Origin of the sequence: Shinella sp. H4-D48 (assembly GCF_022637395.1) — a bacterium.
Lineage (GTDB): Bacteria > Pseudomonadota > Alphaproteobacteria > Rhizobiales > Rhizobiaceae > Shinella > Shinella sedimenti.
This window is the reverse complement of record NZ_CP093338.1, coordinates 141,088-157,676: the sequence shown is the minus strand read 5'-3', so window position 1 is coordinate 157,676 and position 16,589 is coordinate 141,088. Positions and strand designations below refer to the sequence as shown.

Genomic DNA, 16,589 nt, shown 5'->3' with positions numbered 1-16,589 from the left:
GCGCGGTCATGTCCCTGGCCCTTCTGAATGAGAGTGAAAGCGGACATGCGCCCGGGCTCGTCGGCGCATGGCGTGGAGAAGGCGGCGGCCGCGTGCGGCCGATCGCGCCGCAGGATCTCGATACGGCACTGGCCGATGGCAGCGGGTGGGTCTGGCTGCATGTCGATCTCGTCGATCAGCGCATGCACGGTTGGCTGACCGGGCGCTGTGCCCTTCCCATCGCCGCACGTGCCGTCCTCGACGGGCACGACGAGAGCCTGGTGCTGGGCCATGAGGCGGGCACCACCCACGGCGTCGTGGTCGACCTGGAACAGGACATGGGACGCGTGACGACTGTCGTCGGACGGCTGCATTTCGCGCTGACCGACCGGCTTCTCGTCACGGCGAGGCGTCATCCGCTCGCCGCGGTGGATAGGGTGCGCCGCTCGTTCTCCGAGGGATTTGCGCCCGCCACGGCCTACGAACTGTTCGAAGGCATTGTCGCCGCCTTCTGCAAGAACACCAATCTTCGGCTCAAGGAGGCCTCGGGCCTGCTCGATACCATTGAGGATCGTATCGTCACCGAACGGCTGAGCGACGAACGGCGCAGCCTGAAGGAGGTCCGCCGTCTTGCGGTCTCCCTGCATCGGCCCGTCGCCGGCATGGTGGCGCTCTTCGATGAGGAGGACCGCGAAGGCTGGATGCTGTCGGAAACCGCTCATGCCGTGCTGCGCAGGCTTTCCCTGCGTCTCGAAAGGCTGGATCGCGAAATTGTCACCGTCAATGATCGCGCCCGACTGCTTCAGGAGGAAATGGCGGCCGAGCTTGCCGATGAGTCCAACCGCAGCCTTCGTGCGATGGCGATCATGAGCGCGCTTCTTCTGCCCGGCACGCTTGTCGTGGGCGTCTTCGGCATGAACACGGCCGGCTTGCCATTCAGCCACGGTGATTCGGGTTTCGGCTGGGCCGTGGCACTTGGGATCGCCGCGACCGGACTTTTCTACTGGTTGCTGCGGCGTGCCGGGATCAGCCTGCGCTTCTGAGGATTGCGAGACCGCGAAAAAGGGGCTTGCAATCTCATCTAAATTCTATTGTTTTAGTAGGGAAATGCAGAGTCACCGCTCGTCCCGCGTGGGGCGAGCCCTGGAATACCGCCTGATGCAACACAGGAGAGGAGCCGACAGATGACGCTTGTTCCAAGCCATTTCGCCCAGCAATCGCGAGAGACCGGAGCCCTTGCCCGCATCGCCGTGGTCGGTCGCGGCTTTACCGGCATGATGACGGCGATTGCCTTGCTGAAGACGTTCGACAGGCCGTTCCACCTCGTACTGCACGATCCCTATCCAAGGATCGATGGCGGCGAAGGCATCGCCCATACGGCCTCGCCGCTGCTGAACAGCCGGGTACGGGATCTCTCCATCGATCCGATCCTGCGCGATGATTTTCGAGCCTGGCTGGAAACGGACGGTCGCTGGGATGAGGGTGGTCAGACAAGCGCCGATGGCGCGGTCGACCATGCGTTCGTTCCCGGTGAAATTTTCAGTGCGTATGTCTATCAGCGCTTCGCCGAGGCGCTGCACGGTCGCACCGACGTCATCATGCAGATCAGCGCGGAGAGCGTGACTGCCGTCGAGCGGCACGCGCAAGGCGGATTGAATGTCGTCTCCGGCGGGGAGCGCGCGCGCTTCGATGCGGTGTTCCTGGCGACAGGTTATGGCCTGCGCGACGGGCGCGAGGACACGGCTGCGCAGGGCACAGCCACAGAGGCGATTGTCATCGGCGGCGGGGTCCATGCGGTCGATCGCGCGCTTCGCCTGCTGGCGTCCGGCGGCGCGGCGCATGTGACGCTCATTTCCGCGTCCGGTTTCCTGCCCCAACCGCATACCGCCGCTGCTGTCGGCACTGTGGTGTCGGACAAGCCTTTCCCAAACACGTTGCGCGGGGCTTTCCGCTCGCTGCGCGAAGCGGCCAACCGCGCGGCCGTGGACGGATCTGGCTGGCAGGGGATCATGAATGATTTCCGTCAACGGGCATGCGATCTCTGGCGAGGATTGACGCCGGAGGAGCGCCGACGCTTCAAGCGGCACGTCAAGCCGATCTATGACAGCCATCGAAACCGTCTGCCGCCCGCCCAGTATGCACGTCTGCGTGAGGCGATCGCCAGCGGCGCGATTACCGTCCGAAAGGGCAAGGTCGAGCGCATCGCGACAAACGGGGTGCTCCTGTCGACGGCCGGAGGCCTACAGGTTCTTGCCGCCGACGTGACGATCGATTGTCGCATTCGGTCGGCGGATCTGGATTCGTCGCTGTTCAGGGCGTTGTTCTCCACCGGCGTCGCGCAGCGGGACGAACTCGACCTCGGCGTCTTTGTCGATGCCAGCGGCCGCGTGGTGAATGGCGAGGATCGTTTCGAAGGTCTTTTCGCCATGGGGCCGCTGGGCCTTGGCAGTCTGCCGGATATCGACCTCGTGCCGCAGATCGTGACGCAGGCCTATGCGGCGGCGTCGGCTCTCGCCGAGCGTCAACTCATCGGCGTCGATGTCGTTCGGGCCGAATGACAGCCCTCTTACGGGAGCGCGGTGTCGATGGACGGGTGGAAGACTGGACGGTAACCAGCACGCAGCGCCATGACCGTCGAGGGCGGTGTCAGCAGGCCGTCGGCATGATCGAGGCCTCGCGGAGGCGCATACCCTTCAACGGTCCAGCGATGGGCGTGACCGCGGCGCATTGTGTAGGCGTCCGTGCCGGCCGCGACAACGGAACCGTCCGGCAGGGCGGACGGCGGACCCTCCATGGGATGCCGGCGCTTCTGCCCGTTTTCCAGACGTTCGGCATGGAGTTGAGCATCGATTTCCCGGGCCGAGGGTTGTTCTGCCGGATAGCAGGCGCGGAACTGTTCGGCCTGTGGCCGGCGGCAGAAGAAGCAGGGCCGATGCCCCGCGGCAAGCGCAATGGCCTCGTCCAGGAAGAAAAGCTCCGTCCAGCTGCGCGTGCTCATCACGTCGCGGCGGACGTTCTTGAAATCGCAGTCGCAGATGATCCAGGCCTTGCTCGTCCAGCGCCTCTTCAACAAAGTACGGGTAGCGGGGTCGTGGATGATGCCGCGATTGCCCGTGAAAAGGCCTCGTTGCGCAATGGCGACGATCTCGCCAAAGGGTGTGACGCGGTTCTGTAAACTCATAGTTGGCTCCGGCATGTCGGGCGCTTCCCCAACGTAGCATGAAAGACGGAATTTTCGATGGGCGCCACCCGCAATCGTGTTGCCTGACACAAAACAGGGCGCATAGAGGCAGACGCACAGAGTGCATATTTTCTATAAAAATAGTCAAATTAAGAAAGACGTGCCTGCTGATGCCCTGCCGGGTTTGCTATGCCTTTCATCATTCGAAGTCTCTGCCGGAGCGGGAACGATGAACGCGCATGTCGAAAACATTCTTTTCAACGCCGAAAACACGGCATTGCTCAACCAGCCAACGGATGCGGACAGCCTGAAGGCGGCCCTGCGCACGCTTGGCGGCGGCGTGAGCATCATCACGGCGGGCGAGGGGGAAACGCGCACAGGAGCCACCGTGACCTCCGCGACCGCCCTGTCCGTCGAGCCCGCGCGAATGCTGGTCTCTCTCAACCGTTCGTCCTCCACATGGCCCGTGGTCGAGCGCTACGGTCATTTCGGGATTAACATCGTCGGGGCGGCCCATGAGGAGATCGCCAACCAGTTCGCCGGCCGCGGCGGCCTGCGCGGGCCGGCCCGTTATCGCGGCGCCGAGTGGACAACGGCCGTCAGCGGCGCACCGCTGCTGGTCGATGCCGTTGCGGCGATTGACTGTGTCGTCGAAGAGGCCATCGAGCGGCACAGCCACGTTATCGTCATCGGCACCGTGCTGGCTATCCGCCTCGGCACGGGCCGTTCGCTACTATATCAGGATGGACGCTACCACGCGGTCGCTTGACGACGGACGCCGGAAACACGTCGCCCGCCGGCCGGAAAGCCGAATAATGCCTTTGACCCCGCCTGCCGCGCTCGATAGACGACAGTCATCGGCCGGGCAGGCGGGTTTTCCGTCACGCCCGCCGCCTGCACTGGTTTTCGACGGGAGGTCCCATGTCCGATCTTTTCGACGCGGCGCCGCGCACGGGCTCCATGCCGCTGGCCGCGGAAATGCGTCCGTCGACGCTGGATGACGTCATTGGTCAGCAGAAGGTGATAGGCGAGGGTACCATGCTGCGCCGGCGCATTGCGGCCGGACGGCTCGGCAGCATCATCCTCTACGGACCGCCGGGCCTCGGCAAGACATCCATCGGACGCGCCATCGGCAACATGCTTGGCAAGAACTTCCGCCCGCTGCATGCCGCGCACAACAATGTCGCCGATATCCGCAAGATCGCCGACGAGGCGCGTATGCGCCCGACCTTGCTTTTCGCGGATGAGGTGCATCGCTTCAGCGCCACGCAACAGGATCATCTGCTTGCGCTGTGTGAGGAGGGCGTCGCGGACTTCATCGGTGCGACGACGGGCAATCCTTATCATACGCTGACACCCGCTCTCATCTCCCGTTCCACCATTCTCAAGCTGGAGCCTCTGGCGATCGAGGAAATGGAGGAGGTCGTGCGGCGTGGCCTGCAACACCTCGCCGCAAACGGCGTCGCTGTCGATCTCCCGCCCGAACAACTGCGTCGCATTGCCGGCCGGTCCGGTGGTGATGCGCGCCGCGCGCTGACGGTGCTCGAAAGCCTCGCTGTCGGCCATGTACACGGCCAGCCCGTCGTCATCACCGAAGCGATGGTGGAGGAAGCCTATGCGGCCGCGCCGGTCAATCACGATCGATCGGGCGATGCCCATTACGATGTGGTCTCGGCCTTCGTGAAATCGATGCGCGGCTCGGATCCCGACGCGACGCTCTACTGGCTGGCGCGGCTCATCCACGGCGGCGAAGATCCCCGTTACATCGCCCGGCGCATCATGATCCATGCCTCCGAGGATGTCGGGCTTGCGGACAACACCGCGTTGCAGACCGCGGTCGCGGCCCTGCATGCCGTGGAAAAGATCGGTTATCCCGAGGCGCAGATCGTGCTGGCCCATGCCGCCCTTCATGTCGCGCGGGCACCGAAATCCAACTCCGCCTGTCGGGGTATCTCGCTTGCGCTTGCGCATGTGGCGAACGAAGCGCCATCGGCGGTGCCGATGCATCTGCGCGATACGCATTACAAGGGCGCGGCAGCACTCGGCCATGTCGGTTACGCCTTCCCGCATGATGACGGGCGCGGCTGGAGCGAGCAGGTCTATGCACCGGACGTGCCCCGCGGCGCGTTCTACCAAAGCGATGCGCGCGATGCCGCGACCTTCGAGCGGCGTGCGGACGAACACTGGGAGCAGGTCACAGGGCGACCGACGCCCGGCCGGTTCGGCGCGAAGCGCTAGGACGGGGCGAGGCCGGCCCGCACGCGGTTGACGACCGTCCAGACGAGCAGGACGCAGGCCATGGGCTGGATATGCCATGTCCAGTCCGGCAGGGTGCCGAAACCGGCCACAAGCGCGCCGAGCGCGCCGAAAAGCAGCGCCCTGTCGCTCTTGCCCATCGGTCCCTCGTAGCTGCGGCCCTTGCCGTGCGCGACGCCCAGAACGCCGGTGAATTCCGTGAGCGTCGCCAGGAACACGATGGCCGTCAGCCACGGCAGCGAGAAGGGTGCGACCAGCGCAAAGGGCAGGTAAAGCGCGGCGTCGGAAACGACGTCGGTGATCTCGTTGAGATAGCCGCCGAGCGCGCTCTTCTGGTCGTGCTCGCGCGCCAGCATGCCGTCAACGGCGTTCAGCGCCATGCGTAGGAACATCCAGAGCGGCACCAGCGCGAAGAGCGCGGGTTGGGGATTGGCCAAGAGAAGTGCACCGATTCCGACCGAGACGATGGCCGCGAAAAGCGTGACCTGATTGGCGGTGACGCCCCGTTCGGCGAGGCGCCCGACCAGTGGCCGCAGCAGGTTCTGGAAGGACGATTTCAGTTTATAGATCGACATAAGGGCTTGAATCCGCTTCGCTCGATTCAACAAATGCAGGTGCGGCGGTATGAAATCAACTGCAAACAGGCGGTCTCATCCGTATAGGATGTGTGTTCATACGCGAAACGAGGACAGGCATGATCGAATCGACGTTTACCAGCCACGACGGGGTCGAGCTTTTCTACCGTTACTGGCCGGCCCGCTCCGGCACGCCGAAGGGAGCCATCGTGCTTCTGCACCGCGGCCACGAACATGGTGGCCGGGTGGCGCATGTTGTCGATGAACTGGGCCTGGACGATTTCGCCTTTTACGCCTGGGATGCACGCGGCCACGGCCGCTCGCCCGGCGAACGCGGCTTTTCGCCGTCGTTTGCCCATTCGGTGCGCGACCTCGATTGCTTCGTCCGGCACATTATGGAGACCGGCGGTTTTGCAATCGGCGATATCGCCGTCGTCGCCCAGAGCGTCGGGGCCGTGCTGGCTGCGACCTGGGTGCATGACTATGCGCCTGATATCCGTGCGCTCGTGCTGGCCGCGCCGGCCTTCGACGTCAAGCTCTACGTTCCCTTCGCGAAGGAGGGCATTGCGCTCTGGCAGAAGCTGAAGGGTACCTTCTTTGTCAATTCCTACGTCAAGGCGCGCTTCCTGACCCATGACCGCGCGCGCATCGCCTCGTTCGAGGCCGACCCGTTGATCACGCGCCCTATCGCGTCCAACATCCTGCTGGAGCTTTATGAGGCTGCCGACCGTGTGGTGGCGGATGCCCGCGCCATTACGGTGCCGACGCAAATCCTGATCTCGGGCAGCGACTTCGTCGTGCGCCACGCGCCGCAGCATCGCTTCTTCGAAAACCTTGGTGCGACGATCAAGCAACGCCACGTGCTGCCCGGTTTCTATCATGACACATTGGGCGAGCGGGATCGGGCCAAGGCGCTGGAGAAGGTGCGCACCTTCCTCCTCGCCCGCTTTGCCGAACCACCCGCCGTGGCCGATGTGCGGAGCGCCCACCTGTCCGGCTACACCCGTGACGAAGCCGACCGGCTGGCGACGCCCCTGCCGCTGCTTTCGCCGCGCGGCCTTTACTGGGCGCTCACACGCGCCTCGATCCGCCTTGGCGGCTTGTTCTCCAAGGGGCTTGCCACCGGAAGCCGCACGGGCTTCGATTCCGGTTCCACGCTCGATTACGTCTACGAGGACGAGGCGCGCGGGCTTGGCCCCGGCGGACGGCTGATCGACCGGCAGTTCCTCGATGCCATCGGCTGGCGCGGTATCCGCCAGAGAAAGGTGCATCTGGAGGAGTTGATCGGCAAGGCGCTCAAACGCCTCGATGCCGAAGGAAAGCCGGCGCGCGTTCTCGACATCGCCGCTGGCCATGGACGGTATTTGCTCGACGCCGTCGCCGCATCCGAGGTGAAGCCGGAAAGCATCCGCTTGCAGGATTATTCGCCGATCAACGTAGAAAAAGGCACGGCGCTGATCGCGGCGCGGGGCCTTGGAGACAGCGCGGCATTCCATCGGGCGGATGCCTTCGATACGCAAGGCCTTGCGTCCATCGAGCCGAAGCCGACGCTTGCCATCGTTTCCGGCCTCTACGAACTCTTCCCGGACAATGCCATGGTCGAGGCCTCGCTTGCCGGCTTGGGCCGAGCGCTCGAGCCGGGATCGCTGCTCGTCTATACCGGCCAACCCTGGCATCCGCAGCTCGAGATGATCGCACGGGCGCTGACCTCCCATCGCGGCGGCGAAGCCTGGATCATGCGCCGTCGCACGCAGCAGGAGATGGACCAACTCGTGGCCGCGGCGGGCTTCCGCAAGATCGAGCAGCGCATCGATAAGTGGGGCATCTTCACCGTCTCACTGGCCGAACGCGTCTGAGGCCATAATGGGGGAGGGGGTCGCATCCATGCCCGGGAGCCAGCGCCGCGCAGTGTTGCGCGCGGCGGCACTGTGGCTGCTTTTCCTGGCGCCATTCTTCTACCTGACCTACGGCACGGCGAACTGGCTGGCCTCGCTGCGATCCGGTGTGCCGAACATCGCCTTCGGCTGGGAACGTCACATCCCTTTCCTCGCCTGGACGATCGTGCCCTACTGGTCGATCAATGTCTTCTATGCCCTCTCGCTCTTCGTCAATGCCACGCCGGACGCAGTCGGCCGGCTGGCGCGGCGCTATCTGACGGCACAGGTTGTAGCCATCGCCTGTTTCGTCGCGTTTCCCCTCCAGGCCATCTTTGTGCGACCGCCGACAGAGGGGCTGCCGGGTTTCATGTTCGATGTGCTCGGTGGTTTCGATAAGCCGTTCAACCAGGCGCCGTCGCTGCATATTGCACTTCTGGTGATCATCTGGGATCACTGGCGCGGTCGCTTTGCCGGCGCAGTCAGAATGATCTGGCATCTCTGGAGCGCTCTAATCGGAATCTCCGTGCTGACGACATGGCAGCATCATGTTTTGGACATTCCAGCCGGCGCACTTCTCGGGCTTTTTGCGCTCTGGCTTTTTCCTTCGAGAGGAAAGTCGCCGCTTTCCGGCGTCCGATGGACGGCGGAGGCAAAGCCACGGCGGCTTGCCACCTTCTACGCAGCCGCAGCGGCGATCCTGCTCATTCTGGCGATCCTCACGACGCACAGTTACGGCGCCGGGCTGTTGTTGCTCTGGCCGGCGCTGGCGCTTGCCATCGTGGCTCTCGGTTATGCGGGGGCGGGCGAGGCGGTTTTCCAGAAGGCTACCGACGGCCGTGTCAGCCTGGCGAGCCGCTGGCTGCTCATGCCTTACCGGTTCGGCGCGTGGCTCAACATGCTCTGGTGGACGCGCCGGCTTCCGGCGACGGTGAAAATCGGTGATGGTGTGCTGCTCGGGCGGTTTCCCGAACGAAAGACGCTTTCGACGATCGCGACGGTGATCGACATGACGGCAGAGCTGCCGGGTCTCGTGGTGCCGGGGCTTGCCTGGCGCGCATTCCCGTCCCTCGATCTCCTGTCGTTGTCTGCCGGCCGCATCCGTGAAGCCACGCTTTCCGTGGAGGAGGCCCGCCGTCACGGCCCCGTCCTCATCTGCTGCGCGCTGGGTTTCCAGCGCAGTGCGGTGGTTGCTGCCTGCGTTCTGGTTCGCATGGGGTATGCGGCAAGTGCGGCTATTGCGGTGGCGCAGATCAGGGCCGCCGGCCGGCCGGTTCATCTGCCGGTCGAGGCCTATGCTGTGATCGATGAGGCAGCGCGATGACGGACTGGCGGATGCGTATGACGAAAGCAGCGCTGAGCTTCAGGCGCAACGGACTTGCGGGCGGAGCGCTTGCGGTGCTGATCCTCGCGGTCGCTCCGCCGACCGCCGGCGCCCATGGTTTTACCGCGCCGCTCGGCTGGTGGCTGTTGCTCGCCTTCTGTCTCGCGCCGCTCGGGCTGTCGGCTCACCTTCTGTTCGATGCCGGGCTATTCAGGCTGGCTGCCTCCCATAAGAGGGAAGATGCCGCGCTATCGGCCATCGACGACGTACTGGAGCGCATGGGCCTTCGCAAGCGCAACGGCCAGCCCGCTCCCCTTGCCACCAGACTTGCGGGATGCCGGCGGCTGGTCTGGATGCAGCGCATTCTTCTGGCCTTCGCGCTTTCCCTTTTTGCCATCCTGCTGCTCGACGGTATCGAGGGGGGCGGGGCATGAGCGGGGCGAGCCTCCTCCAGAAAGCGTCAGCCGCTGTGCTCGCCGTGCTCGCCCGCGCCGTGACCGGTGTGCGCCCGATCTGGGCGGGCACGTCGCCGAACGGGCCGCTGCGCATCTACTTCGCCAATCACGCCAGCCACGGCGATTTCATTCTGGTTTGCACCTGCCTTCATCTGGCCGAGCGTGGTCGCACAGCGGCGGTCGCCGGCGCGGATTACTGGAATGCCGGTCCCGTCAGGCGTTTCATCGCCGGCAGGCTGCTGCGCACCGTGCTGGTAGAACGCAACTGGGTCGAGCGCCGAGTGGATCCTATGGAGGTGATGCTCGCGGCACTCGATGCGGGCGAGAGCCTGATCTTCTTTCCAGAAGGCACGCGCAACATGACGGAGGAGCCGCTGCTGCGCTTCCGCTCTGGCCTCTACAATCTCGCGGCCGCACGTCCCGAGGTGGAACTCGTGCCGTGCTGGATCGAGAACATGTCCCGTGTACTGCCGAAGGGAGCGTTCCTGCCCATCCCGCTGCTCTGCCGCGTCGTGTTCGGCGCGCCGCTTAAGCTGGAAAATGGCGAGGACCGCAAAGTCTTTCTTGACCGCGCCCGAGTGGCGCTTCTCGCGCTTGCGCCGCGAAAGGATGGAACCCCGCAATGAGCGACGATACCACTTGTCTTTTTCTCGGGCTTGTCGCGGTGCTGTCGGTGGCGAGCCTTGTCGCGGCCATCCTCTCCTGGCGCAGTCCCAAGCCTTTGCCTTCCACGCTCGACAACCTGAACGCCCGCATCAAGGCGTGGTGGATCATGGTTACGGGCATTTCGGTGGCCTTCGTCTTCGGCAAAGGCGGCGTGATCCTGCTGTTCGCCTTCGTGTCATTCGCGGCGCTGCGGGAATATGTGACGCTCACCAATACCCGCCGCGCAGACCGTTGGACGCTGCTTGGCATGTTCCTGATCGTCATTCCGGTACAATACTATCTGATCTGGATCGACTGGTACGGGCTCTACTCGATCTTCATTCCCGTCTACTGCTTTCTCGCCATGCCGGCGCTGACGGCGCTGCGCGGCGATACCTCCCGCTTTCTTGAGCGGGTTAGCGAGCAGCAATGGGGTATCATGCTTTCGGTCTATTGCCTGAGCCATGTGCCGGCGCTCGTGACGCTGCCCATTCCCGGCAATGAAGGGCGAGGACTGCTTCTGATTGCCTTCCTGATCGCCACCGTGCAGGGCAGCGATGTGCTGCAATATATCTTCGGCAAGCTGTTCGGCCGGCACAAGGTGGCGCCCGCCATTTCTCCATCCAAGACCTGGGAAGGCCTCATCGGCGGCATCGCCAGCGCATCGCTGATGGGGGCGGGGCTTTATTGGCTGACGCCATTCTCGCCGCTCGAAGCCGGGGTTTTGGCGGCGCTCGCCTGCATTATGGGCTTCTTCGGCGGCCTCGTCGCCTCTGCCATCAAGCGCGATCGCGGGGTGAAGGACTGGGGCCACATGATCGAAGGCCATGGCGGAATGCTCGACCGTGCCGACAGCCTGGTCTTTGCCGCTCCCGTTTTCTTCCACATTGTTCGTTACGCCTGGACCTGACGGCGGGTCGCTCCTGAAACCCGCCGTCGTCGTCGGTCAGAGCGCCTGCAAGACGCCGCGCAGGGCGTCGAGCAGCATGTCCGCATTTTCGCGCGAGAAGACGAGTGGCGGGCGGATTTTCAAGACGTTGGCGCGCGGGCCGGAGGCGCTGATGAGCACGCGGCGCTCCCGCAGCCCGTTGACGATGCGGGCCGTGAGCGCGGCATCCGCGCTCGTTGCCGCGGGGTCTGCGACGATCTCAACGCCAATAAACAGGCCGGAGCCGCGGACGTCGCCGATGGCATGGTAACGGTCCGATAGGCTCTTCAGACCATCCATCATGTAGCGGCCGACATCCAGCGCATTCTGCTGAAGGCCTTCTTCGTGGATGACCTCTAATACGGCCTTGCCGGCAGCAGCGGCGATCGGGTTTCCGCCGAACGTGTTGAAATAACGGGCCTGTGGCCCGAACTCGGCGATCACTTCCGGTCGAAGCACGATGCCGGCCATGGGATAGCCATTGCCCATCGGCTTGCCGATCGTCACCATGTCGGGCGCGACACCATGGCGTTCAAAACCCCACATGGTTTCGCCCGTGCGTCCGAAGCCGGGCTGCACTTCGTCTGCGACGAACAGGCCGCCCACCTCGTGGATGGCGTCCACCGCAGGCTTCAGGAAGCCCTTCGGCCCCTCGAAGATGCCGTCGCTCGAAAAGATCGTGTCGGTGATCAGCATGGCCGGCTTGATGCCGTGTCGCTTCAGGTCCGCGATGGCGGCGCGAACGTCGCGGCCGAATTTTTCCATCATGTCTTCCGGCGTGTGGCGATAGCTGTCCGGTGCGGGAATGGTGCGCACATGCGGCCCGAGCGTGACGGATTCGCCGAGCGACGGCGAGAACTCCGCGACCGCGCTTGTCAGGCCGTGATAGGCGAGTTCCGTCGCGATGATGCCTGTCCCGCCTGTGACGAAGCGTGCGATGCGCACAGCAAGATCGTTGGCCTCGCTGCCCGTGCAGGTGAACATGGCCTGGCTGAGCGAATCGGGAAACGTCGCCGTCAGCTTTTCGGCATAGTCGATGATCCCTTCATGCAGGTAGCGCGTGTGGGTATTGAGCACGGCCGTCTGACGGGTGATCGCCTCGACCACGCGCGGATGGCAGTGGCCGACCGAGGCAACGTTGTTATAGGCATCGAGATACCGCTCGCCGGAGGTGTCGTAGAGAAAGACGCCTTCGCCGCGCACAAGATGCAGCGGCTTTTCATAGAACAGGCGATAGGCAGGACCGAGTACCTTTTCCCGGCGGGCGATCAGCGCCCGGTCGGCTTCGTCGAGCCGCTCGAAATCCGCACGCGAAAATGCATTCACCATCGACATGATCAGGCCTCGGAAAGATTGGGCACGAGCCATGCGAGCCCGGCCGGATTGAGATCGGAAATGTTCTGCAGGCCCCTGAGGGCGGTGGCGTGGTTGCGCATGATGTAATCCCGGTTTTCCGGGAAAAGCGCCGAGCGCCATTCGGCAATGATGATGGACATGGCCAATCGGCAGCGCAGCAAGAGCGGCAGAACCTCGATCTCCGCCTTCTCCAGCAGTCGCGCCGAGAGGAAACCTTCAAGGAAGCCGCTGGCGCGCGCCGCCCAGTTCTCTGTCGCCAGATGATAGGAAAGGCCGACAGCGAGATCGTTGATGAGCGGTGCATGCACCATGTCGCCGAAATCGATGATGCCGGCCACCACGTCCGGCGTGGCGGGATCGAGCAGGATATTGTGCGGGTTGAAATCGTTGTGGATGATCTGGCGCCGCCTGAGGGCTTTGATGGCTGGTAGCGCGCCCTCGAATTCCGCCAGAACGGCTTCGGCCCGGGCGCGACGCTCGGGGGCGACGTGTCCGACAACGGCGGCAAGATCGAGCATGTGGGAAATGTCCCACATCAGCTTTCCCTCCGGAGGGCGGCCCTGATAATCCTCAAGCCCACGGCCGAGTTCGGCGAGCGCACGGCCGACATTGCGGCTCTGCGACGGCGTTGCAGGCGTGCGATATTGCAGTTCGCCGGGCAGGAAGGAAAGCAAGCGCATGATGCGCGGCCCGTCGGGGCTCGCGAGCGTGTGGCTCTGCTCGCCAGCCTGGGTGCGGATCAGTCTTGGAACCGGTACGCAAGGGGCGGCCCTTTCGAGGTGCAGCAGCGCGCCATCCTGGAATTCCAGCGCCGCAGGATCCTCCGCAGCGTTGGCGATTTTCAGGATAAATGCCGTGCCGTCAGTCCGCTTGAAAAGGAAGGTCTCGTCCCGCTCGCTCGAAAGACGCTTGGCCTCGCCTTTGAGCCCGTACACCGCGGCGACCGCTGCCGCGGCCTCCGGCAAGGCCGTCACCGTCAGGGTCGCGGACATCGAATCTTTTCTGGGACTGGCGAGCGGTGGCTCGGTCATGCTGGCTCCGTTGGCGCGCTCTGTTCGGCGTATCGTTCTGCCGCAGATAAAGGGCATGCGGGATTTCCGAAGGTTTTCGCAAGAGGAACGACCCTTGGTACGACCCCATACTTGAAACACGTCAAAAAAGATGCATCAAGTATGTTATTGCGCAATTTTATGGGCCGGTCCATGGCGGAATTCACCACACTGGAACATGAGAACCTCAACAGCGTCGTTTATGGCGCTCTGTGCGACGCGTTGATGCAGGGACGGTTCCAACCGGGCGACCGGCTCAAGATCCGCGACCTTGCCGAGCAGTTCGGCACCAGCGTCACGCCGATCCGTGATGCGATTCTGCGTCTGGCCAATGATGAGGCGATCACCTTCCGCTCGCCGCGCGATATCCGCGTCGCCGGCCTGAGTGAAAACCGCTATCGCGAAATACGCGCCATCCGCGTGCGCCTAGAAGGGTTTGCCGCGGAGACCGCAGCACAGGTCGCGACGAGCGCGGATATCCAGGCGTTGGAACAAATTCTCAAGGAAAATGAAGCGGCTATCGCCGATGGCGATCGCTTGCGGGGCACGCAGCTCAATCAGGCTTTCCACTTCAGACTGCCGCAGATCGCCGGACTTCCCGTTCTGACGACGATCCTGCGACGCCTGTGGCTACAGATGGGACCGCATATTTCCGATGCCTACCTTGCCGGCGGACGGGCGATGATCGATCATCACTATCCGGTCGTCGAGGCGCTGAAGCGGCACGACCCGGCCGCGGCGTCCATGGCAATCGTGGACGACATCCTTCTGGGCGGGAAGCCGATTCTCGAACGCATTGGAGCTGTCGTGCCCGGCGCAGAGCGTTCGGCCTGAACCCCGCCGAAAGGGACTTGCATTTCACCGACCGCGGATTACGATGTATCAAGCATCAACGGAGACTGCCGGATGACCGAAGAACGCCGCTACATGTTGCTGACGGGCGCAAGCCGCGGCATCGGGCACGCAACGGTCAAGCTGTTCCAGTCGAAAGGCTGGCGGATATTCACCGTTTCGCGCCAGCCGTTCTCCGAGGAGTGTGCCTGGCCTTCCGCACGTGAAAGCCACATTCAGGCCGACCTTGCCGACCTCAGCCAGATCGATCGTCTTGCCGCGACGGTGCGCGAGCGGCTGCCCAACGGCAGGCTGCATGCACTCGTCAATAATGCAGGCATCTCGCCGAAGGGGCCGAACAGAAGCCGTCTCGGGGTAATGGGCACGGATGCCGACGTGTGGACACAGGTCCTCAACGTCAATCTCGTCTCGACAGCGTTGATCGCGCGCGCGCTGATGCCCGAGCTCGAAGCGGCCAAGGGGTCGATCGTCAACGTCACCTCAATCGCCGGTTCGCGCGTGCATCCCTTTGCCGGTGTCGCCTATGCGGCCTCCAAGGCCGGACTTGCCTCGCTGACGCGCGAAATGGCGCATGAATTCGGCAAGCGCGGCGTGCGGGCCAACGCGATCGCGCCAGGCGAGATCGAAACCTCGATACTGTCACCCGGCACCGATGCACTGGTGGCTGCGGAAGTGCCCTTGGGACGGCTGGGCGAACCGCGCGAAGTCGCGGAAACCATCTATTTCCTGTGCACCGAGCAGTCCTCCTACATCAACGGCGCGGAAATCCACATCAATGGAGGGCAGCACGTCTGACGATAATCAAGCCGCGGCGGATTTCCGTTGACCGGCGATGATCGGAATGCATGAATCGGTCGACATGTCCCGGGGAAAGGACAGGCCGACTGGAGAGGCCATGATGCCGTGCCACGCCAAAAGGCGGGCGCGGAGCGGGTCGAAAGTCGCAACAGAGCCCGCACCGGCTCTTCCACAAAACAGAAAAGGGGAGTGCAATGAAGACTATCGTTAAATCCGGAATCCTGGCGGCCGCAGCGGTCGCCCTCTCCGCGAGCCTGGTTCTTCCGGCTGCTGCGCGGGACCTTACCGTCGTTTCCTGGGGCGGCAACTATCAGGACGCGCAGCGCAACATCTATTTCAAGCCCTTCTCCGAGAAGATCGGAAAGCCGGTGCTCGACGAAGCCTGGGACGGTGGCATCGGCGTCATCCAGTCGAAGGTCAAGGCCGGTGCGCCGAACTGGGACGCCGTGCAGGTGGAAGCCGAGGAGCTCGCGCTCGGCTGTGCCGATGGCCTTTACGAGAAGATCGACTGGGACAAGATGGGCGGCAAGGACAAGTTCCTCGACAGTGCCGTCAACGATTGTGGCGTCGGCGCCATCGTCTGGTCCACGGCCATCGCCTATGACGGCGACAAGCTGGCCGAAGGGCCGAAGTCCTGGGCGGATTTCTGGAACGTCGAAAAGTTCCCGGGCAAGCGCTCGCTGCGCAAGGGCCCGAAATACACGCTTGAATTCGCGCTTTTGGCCGATGGCGTCTCCAAGGATGAGCTCTATGACGTCCTGTCTACCGAAGAAGGTGTCGAGCGCGCCTTCAAGAAGCTCGATGAGCTGAAGCCGAACATCGTATGGTGGGAATCCGGCGCGCAGCCGATCCAGTTCCTCGCATCCGGCGAAGTCGCGATGACGTCGGCCTATAACGGCCGCATCACCGGCATCAACCGTTCCGAAGGCAAGAACTTCAAGGTCGTCTTCCCGGGCAGCATCTACGCCGTCGACAGCTGGGTCGTTCTCAAGGACGCCGAGAACAAGGATGTGGCGCAGGACTTCATCGCCTTCGCGAGCCTGCCGGAAAATCAGGCGAAGCTGCCGGAATCCGTCGCCTACGGTCTGCCAAACAAGGAAGCCGCGGCGATGGTGCCCGCTGATCTTGCAAAAGATCTGCCCACCGATCCGGCAAACCTGCCGGAAGCCATCGCGCTTAACGTCGATTTCTGGATCGACAATGCGGAATCGCTGACGCAGCGGTTCAATGCCTGGCTGGCCCAATAAGGATATCCGCAGCGAAGGGCGTCCTCACGGGCGCCCTTCCTGACTGGCCGGATGCGTCGCGATCCTTCAT

The 16,589-nt window shown here is 63.7% G+C and carries 16 protein-coding genes; 12 read left to right on the top strand and 4 right to left on the bottom strand.

The features are described from left to right. Positions 1 to 8 precede the first annotated feature (8 nt). Positions 9 to 1,022, top strand: a complete 1,014-nt coding sequence (locus MNR02_RS17810) for a CorA family divalent cation transporter (RefSeq protein ID WP_241601284.1) — start codon at positions 9 to 11, stop codon at positions 1,020 to 1,022. Between the two features lie 141 nt (positions 1,023 to 1,163). Next, positions 1,164 to 2,537, top strand: coding sequence for an FAD/NAD(P)-binding protein (locus MNR02_RS17805; protein ID WP_241949335.1), 1,374 nt, complete (start codon positions 1,164 to 1,166; stop codon positions 2,535 to 2,537). Between the two features lie 8 nt (positions 2,538 to 2,545). Here the strand turns inward: MNR02_RS17805 and MNR02_RS17800 are convergent, their stop codons facing one another. Continuing rightward, positions 2,546 to 3,160: a hypothetical protein gene (locus tag MNR02_RS17800; RefSeq protein ID WP_241949334.1), complete on the bottom strand. Its 615-nt coding sequence runs from the start codon at positions 3,158 to 3,160 to the stop codon at positions 2,546 to 2,548. Between the two features lie 229 nt (positions 3,161 to 3,389). Here MNR02_RS17800 and MNR02_RS17795 point away from each other — a divergent pair, with 229 nt between their 5' ends. Beyond that, positions 3,390 to 3,929, top strand: a complete 540-nt coding sequence (locus MNR02_RS17795) for a flavin reductase family protein (protein ID WP_241601281.1) — start codon at positions 3,390 to 3,392, stop codon at positions 3,927 to 3,929. A 152-nt stretch (positions 3,930 to 4,081) separates the two neighbouring features. Then, positions 4,082 to 5,398: a replication-associated recombination protein A gene (locus tag MNR02_RS17790; RefSeq protein WP_241949333.1), complete on the top strand. Its 1,317-nt coding sequence runs from the start codon at positions 4,082 to 4,084 to the stop codon at positions 5,396 to 5,398. Here the strand turns inward: MNR02_RS17790 and MNR02_RS17785 are convergent. Further along, on the bottom strand, positions 5,395 to 5,991 hold the full coding sequence (locus MNR02_RS17785; protein ID WP_241949332.1) for a CDP-alcohol phosphatidyltransferase family protein: 597 nt from the start codon (positions 5,989 to 5,991) through the stop codon (positions 5,395 to 5,397). The two genes, MNR02_RS17790 and MNR02_RS17785, sit on opposite strands and share 4 nt — an antisense overlap. 119 nt (positions 5,992 to 6,110) lie before the next feature. On the opposite strand from MNR02_RS17785, the gene MNR02_RS17780 reads away from it, so the two are divergent. From MNR02_RS17780 to MNR02_RS17760, 5 genes are read left to right on the top strand one after another with little or no spacing between them, the layout of a single operon-like run. Further along, positions 6,111 to 7,847 (top strand): bifunctional alpha/beta hydrolase/class I SAM-dependent methyltransferase, encoded by a 1,737-nt coding sequence (locus tag MNR02_RS17780; protein ID WP_241949331.1) that lies wholly within the window; start codon positions 6,111 to 6,113, stop codon positions 7,845 to 7,847. 28 nt (positions 7,848 to 7,875) lie between these two features. Beyond that, on the top strand, positions 7,876 to 9,189 hold the full coding sequence (locus MNR02_RS17775) for a phosphatase PAP2/dual specificity phosphatase family protein (protein WP_241949330.1): 1,314 nt from the start codon (positions 7,876 to 7,878) through the stop codon (positions 9,187 to 9,189). 11 nt (positions 9,190 to 9,200) lie between these two features. Further along, positions 9,201 to 9,623, top strand: a complete 423-nt coding sequence (locus MNR02_RS17770) for a hypothetical protein (RefSeq protein ID WP_241601276.1) — start codon at positions 9,201 to 9,203, stop codon at positions 9,621 to 9,623. Beyond that, positions 9,620 to 10,270 carry a lysophospholipid acyltransferase family protein gene (locus tag MNR02_RS17765; RefSeq protein WP_241949329.1) on the top strand — a complete coding sequence of 217 codons (651 nt, stop codon included), beginning with the start codon at positions 9,620 to 9,622 and terminating at the stop codon, positions 10,268 to 10,270. Before MNR02_RS17770 ends, MNR02_RS17765 begins: the two co-directional genes overlap by 4 nt. Next, complete coding sequence (locus MNR02_RS17760; protein WP_241949328.1) at positions 10,267 to 11,199, top strand: phosphatidate cytidylyltransferase; 933 nt, start codon at positions 10,267 to 10,269, stop codon at positions 11,197 to 11,199. Before MNR02_RS17765 ends, MNR02_RS17760 begins: the two co-directional genes overlap by 4 nt. A gap of 36 nt (positions 11,200 to 11,235) precedes the next feature. Here MNR02_RS17760 and MNR02_RS17755 read toward each other — a convergent pair whose 3' ends face one another. Both MNR02_RS17755 and MNR02_RS17750 read right to left on the bottom strand, forming a co-directional pair. Next, positions 11,236 to 12,552, bottom strand: a complete 1,317-nt coding sequence (locus MNR02_RS17755) for an aspartate aminotransferase family protein (RefSeq protein WP_241949327.1) — start codon at positions 12,550 to 12,552, stop codon at positions 11,236 to 11,238. 2 nt (positions 12,553 to 12,554) lie between these two features. Continuing rightward, entirely contained in the window at positions 12,555 to 13,565 is a 1,011-nt protein-coding gene (locus MNR02_RS17750) for a phosphotransferase (RefSeq protein WP_241949326.1), read from the bottom strand. 210 nt (positions 13,566 to 13,775) lie between these two features. Between MNR02_RS17750 and MNR02_RS17745 the strand changes: the two genes are divergently transcribed. From MNR02_RS17745 to MNR02_RS17735, 3 genes are all read left to right on the top strand, one after another. After that, a complete protein-coding gene (locus tag MNR02_RS17745; RefSeq protein ID WP_241949591.1) occupies positions 13,776 to 14,456 on the top strand; it encodes a GntR family transcriptional regulator in 681 nt (226 codons plus the stop codon). Positions 14,457 to 14,528: 72 nt separating this feature from the next. After that, positions 14,529 to 15,269 (top strand): SDR family NAD(P)-dependent oxidoreductase, encoded by a 741-nt coding sequence (locus MNR02_RS17740; RefSeq protein WP_241601270.1) that lies wholly within the window; start codon positions 14,529 to 14,531, stop codon positions 15,267 to 15,269. Between the two features lie 197 nt (positions 15,270 to 15,466). Continuing rightward, positions 15,467 to 16,519 (top strand): ABC transporter substrate-binding protein, encoded by a 1,053-nt coding sequence (locus MNR02_RS17735; protein WP_241949325.1) that lies wholly within the window; start codon positions 15,467 to 15,469, stop codon positions 16,517 to 16,519. The last annotated feature ends 70 nt before the right edge of the window (positions 16,520 to 16,589 follow it).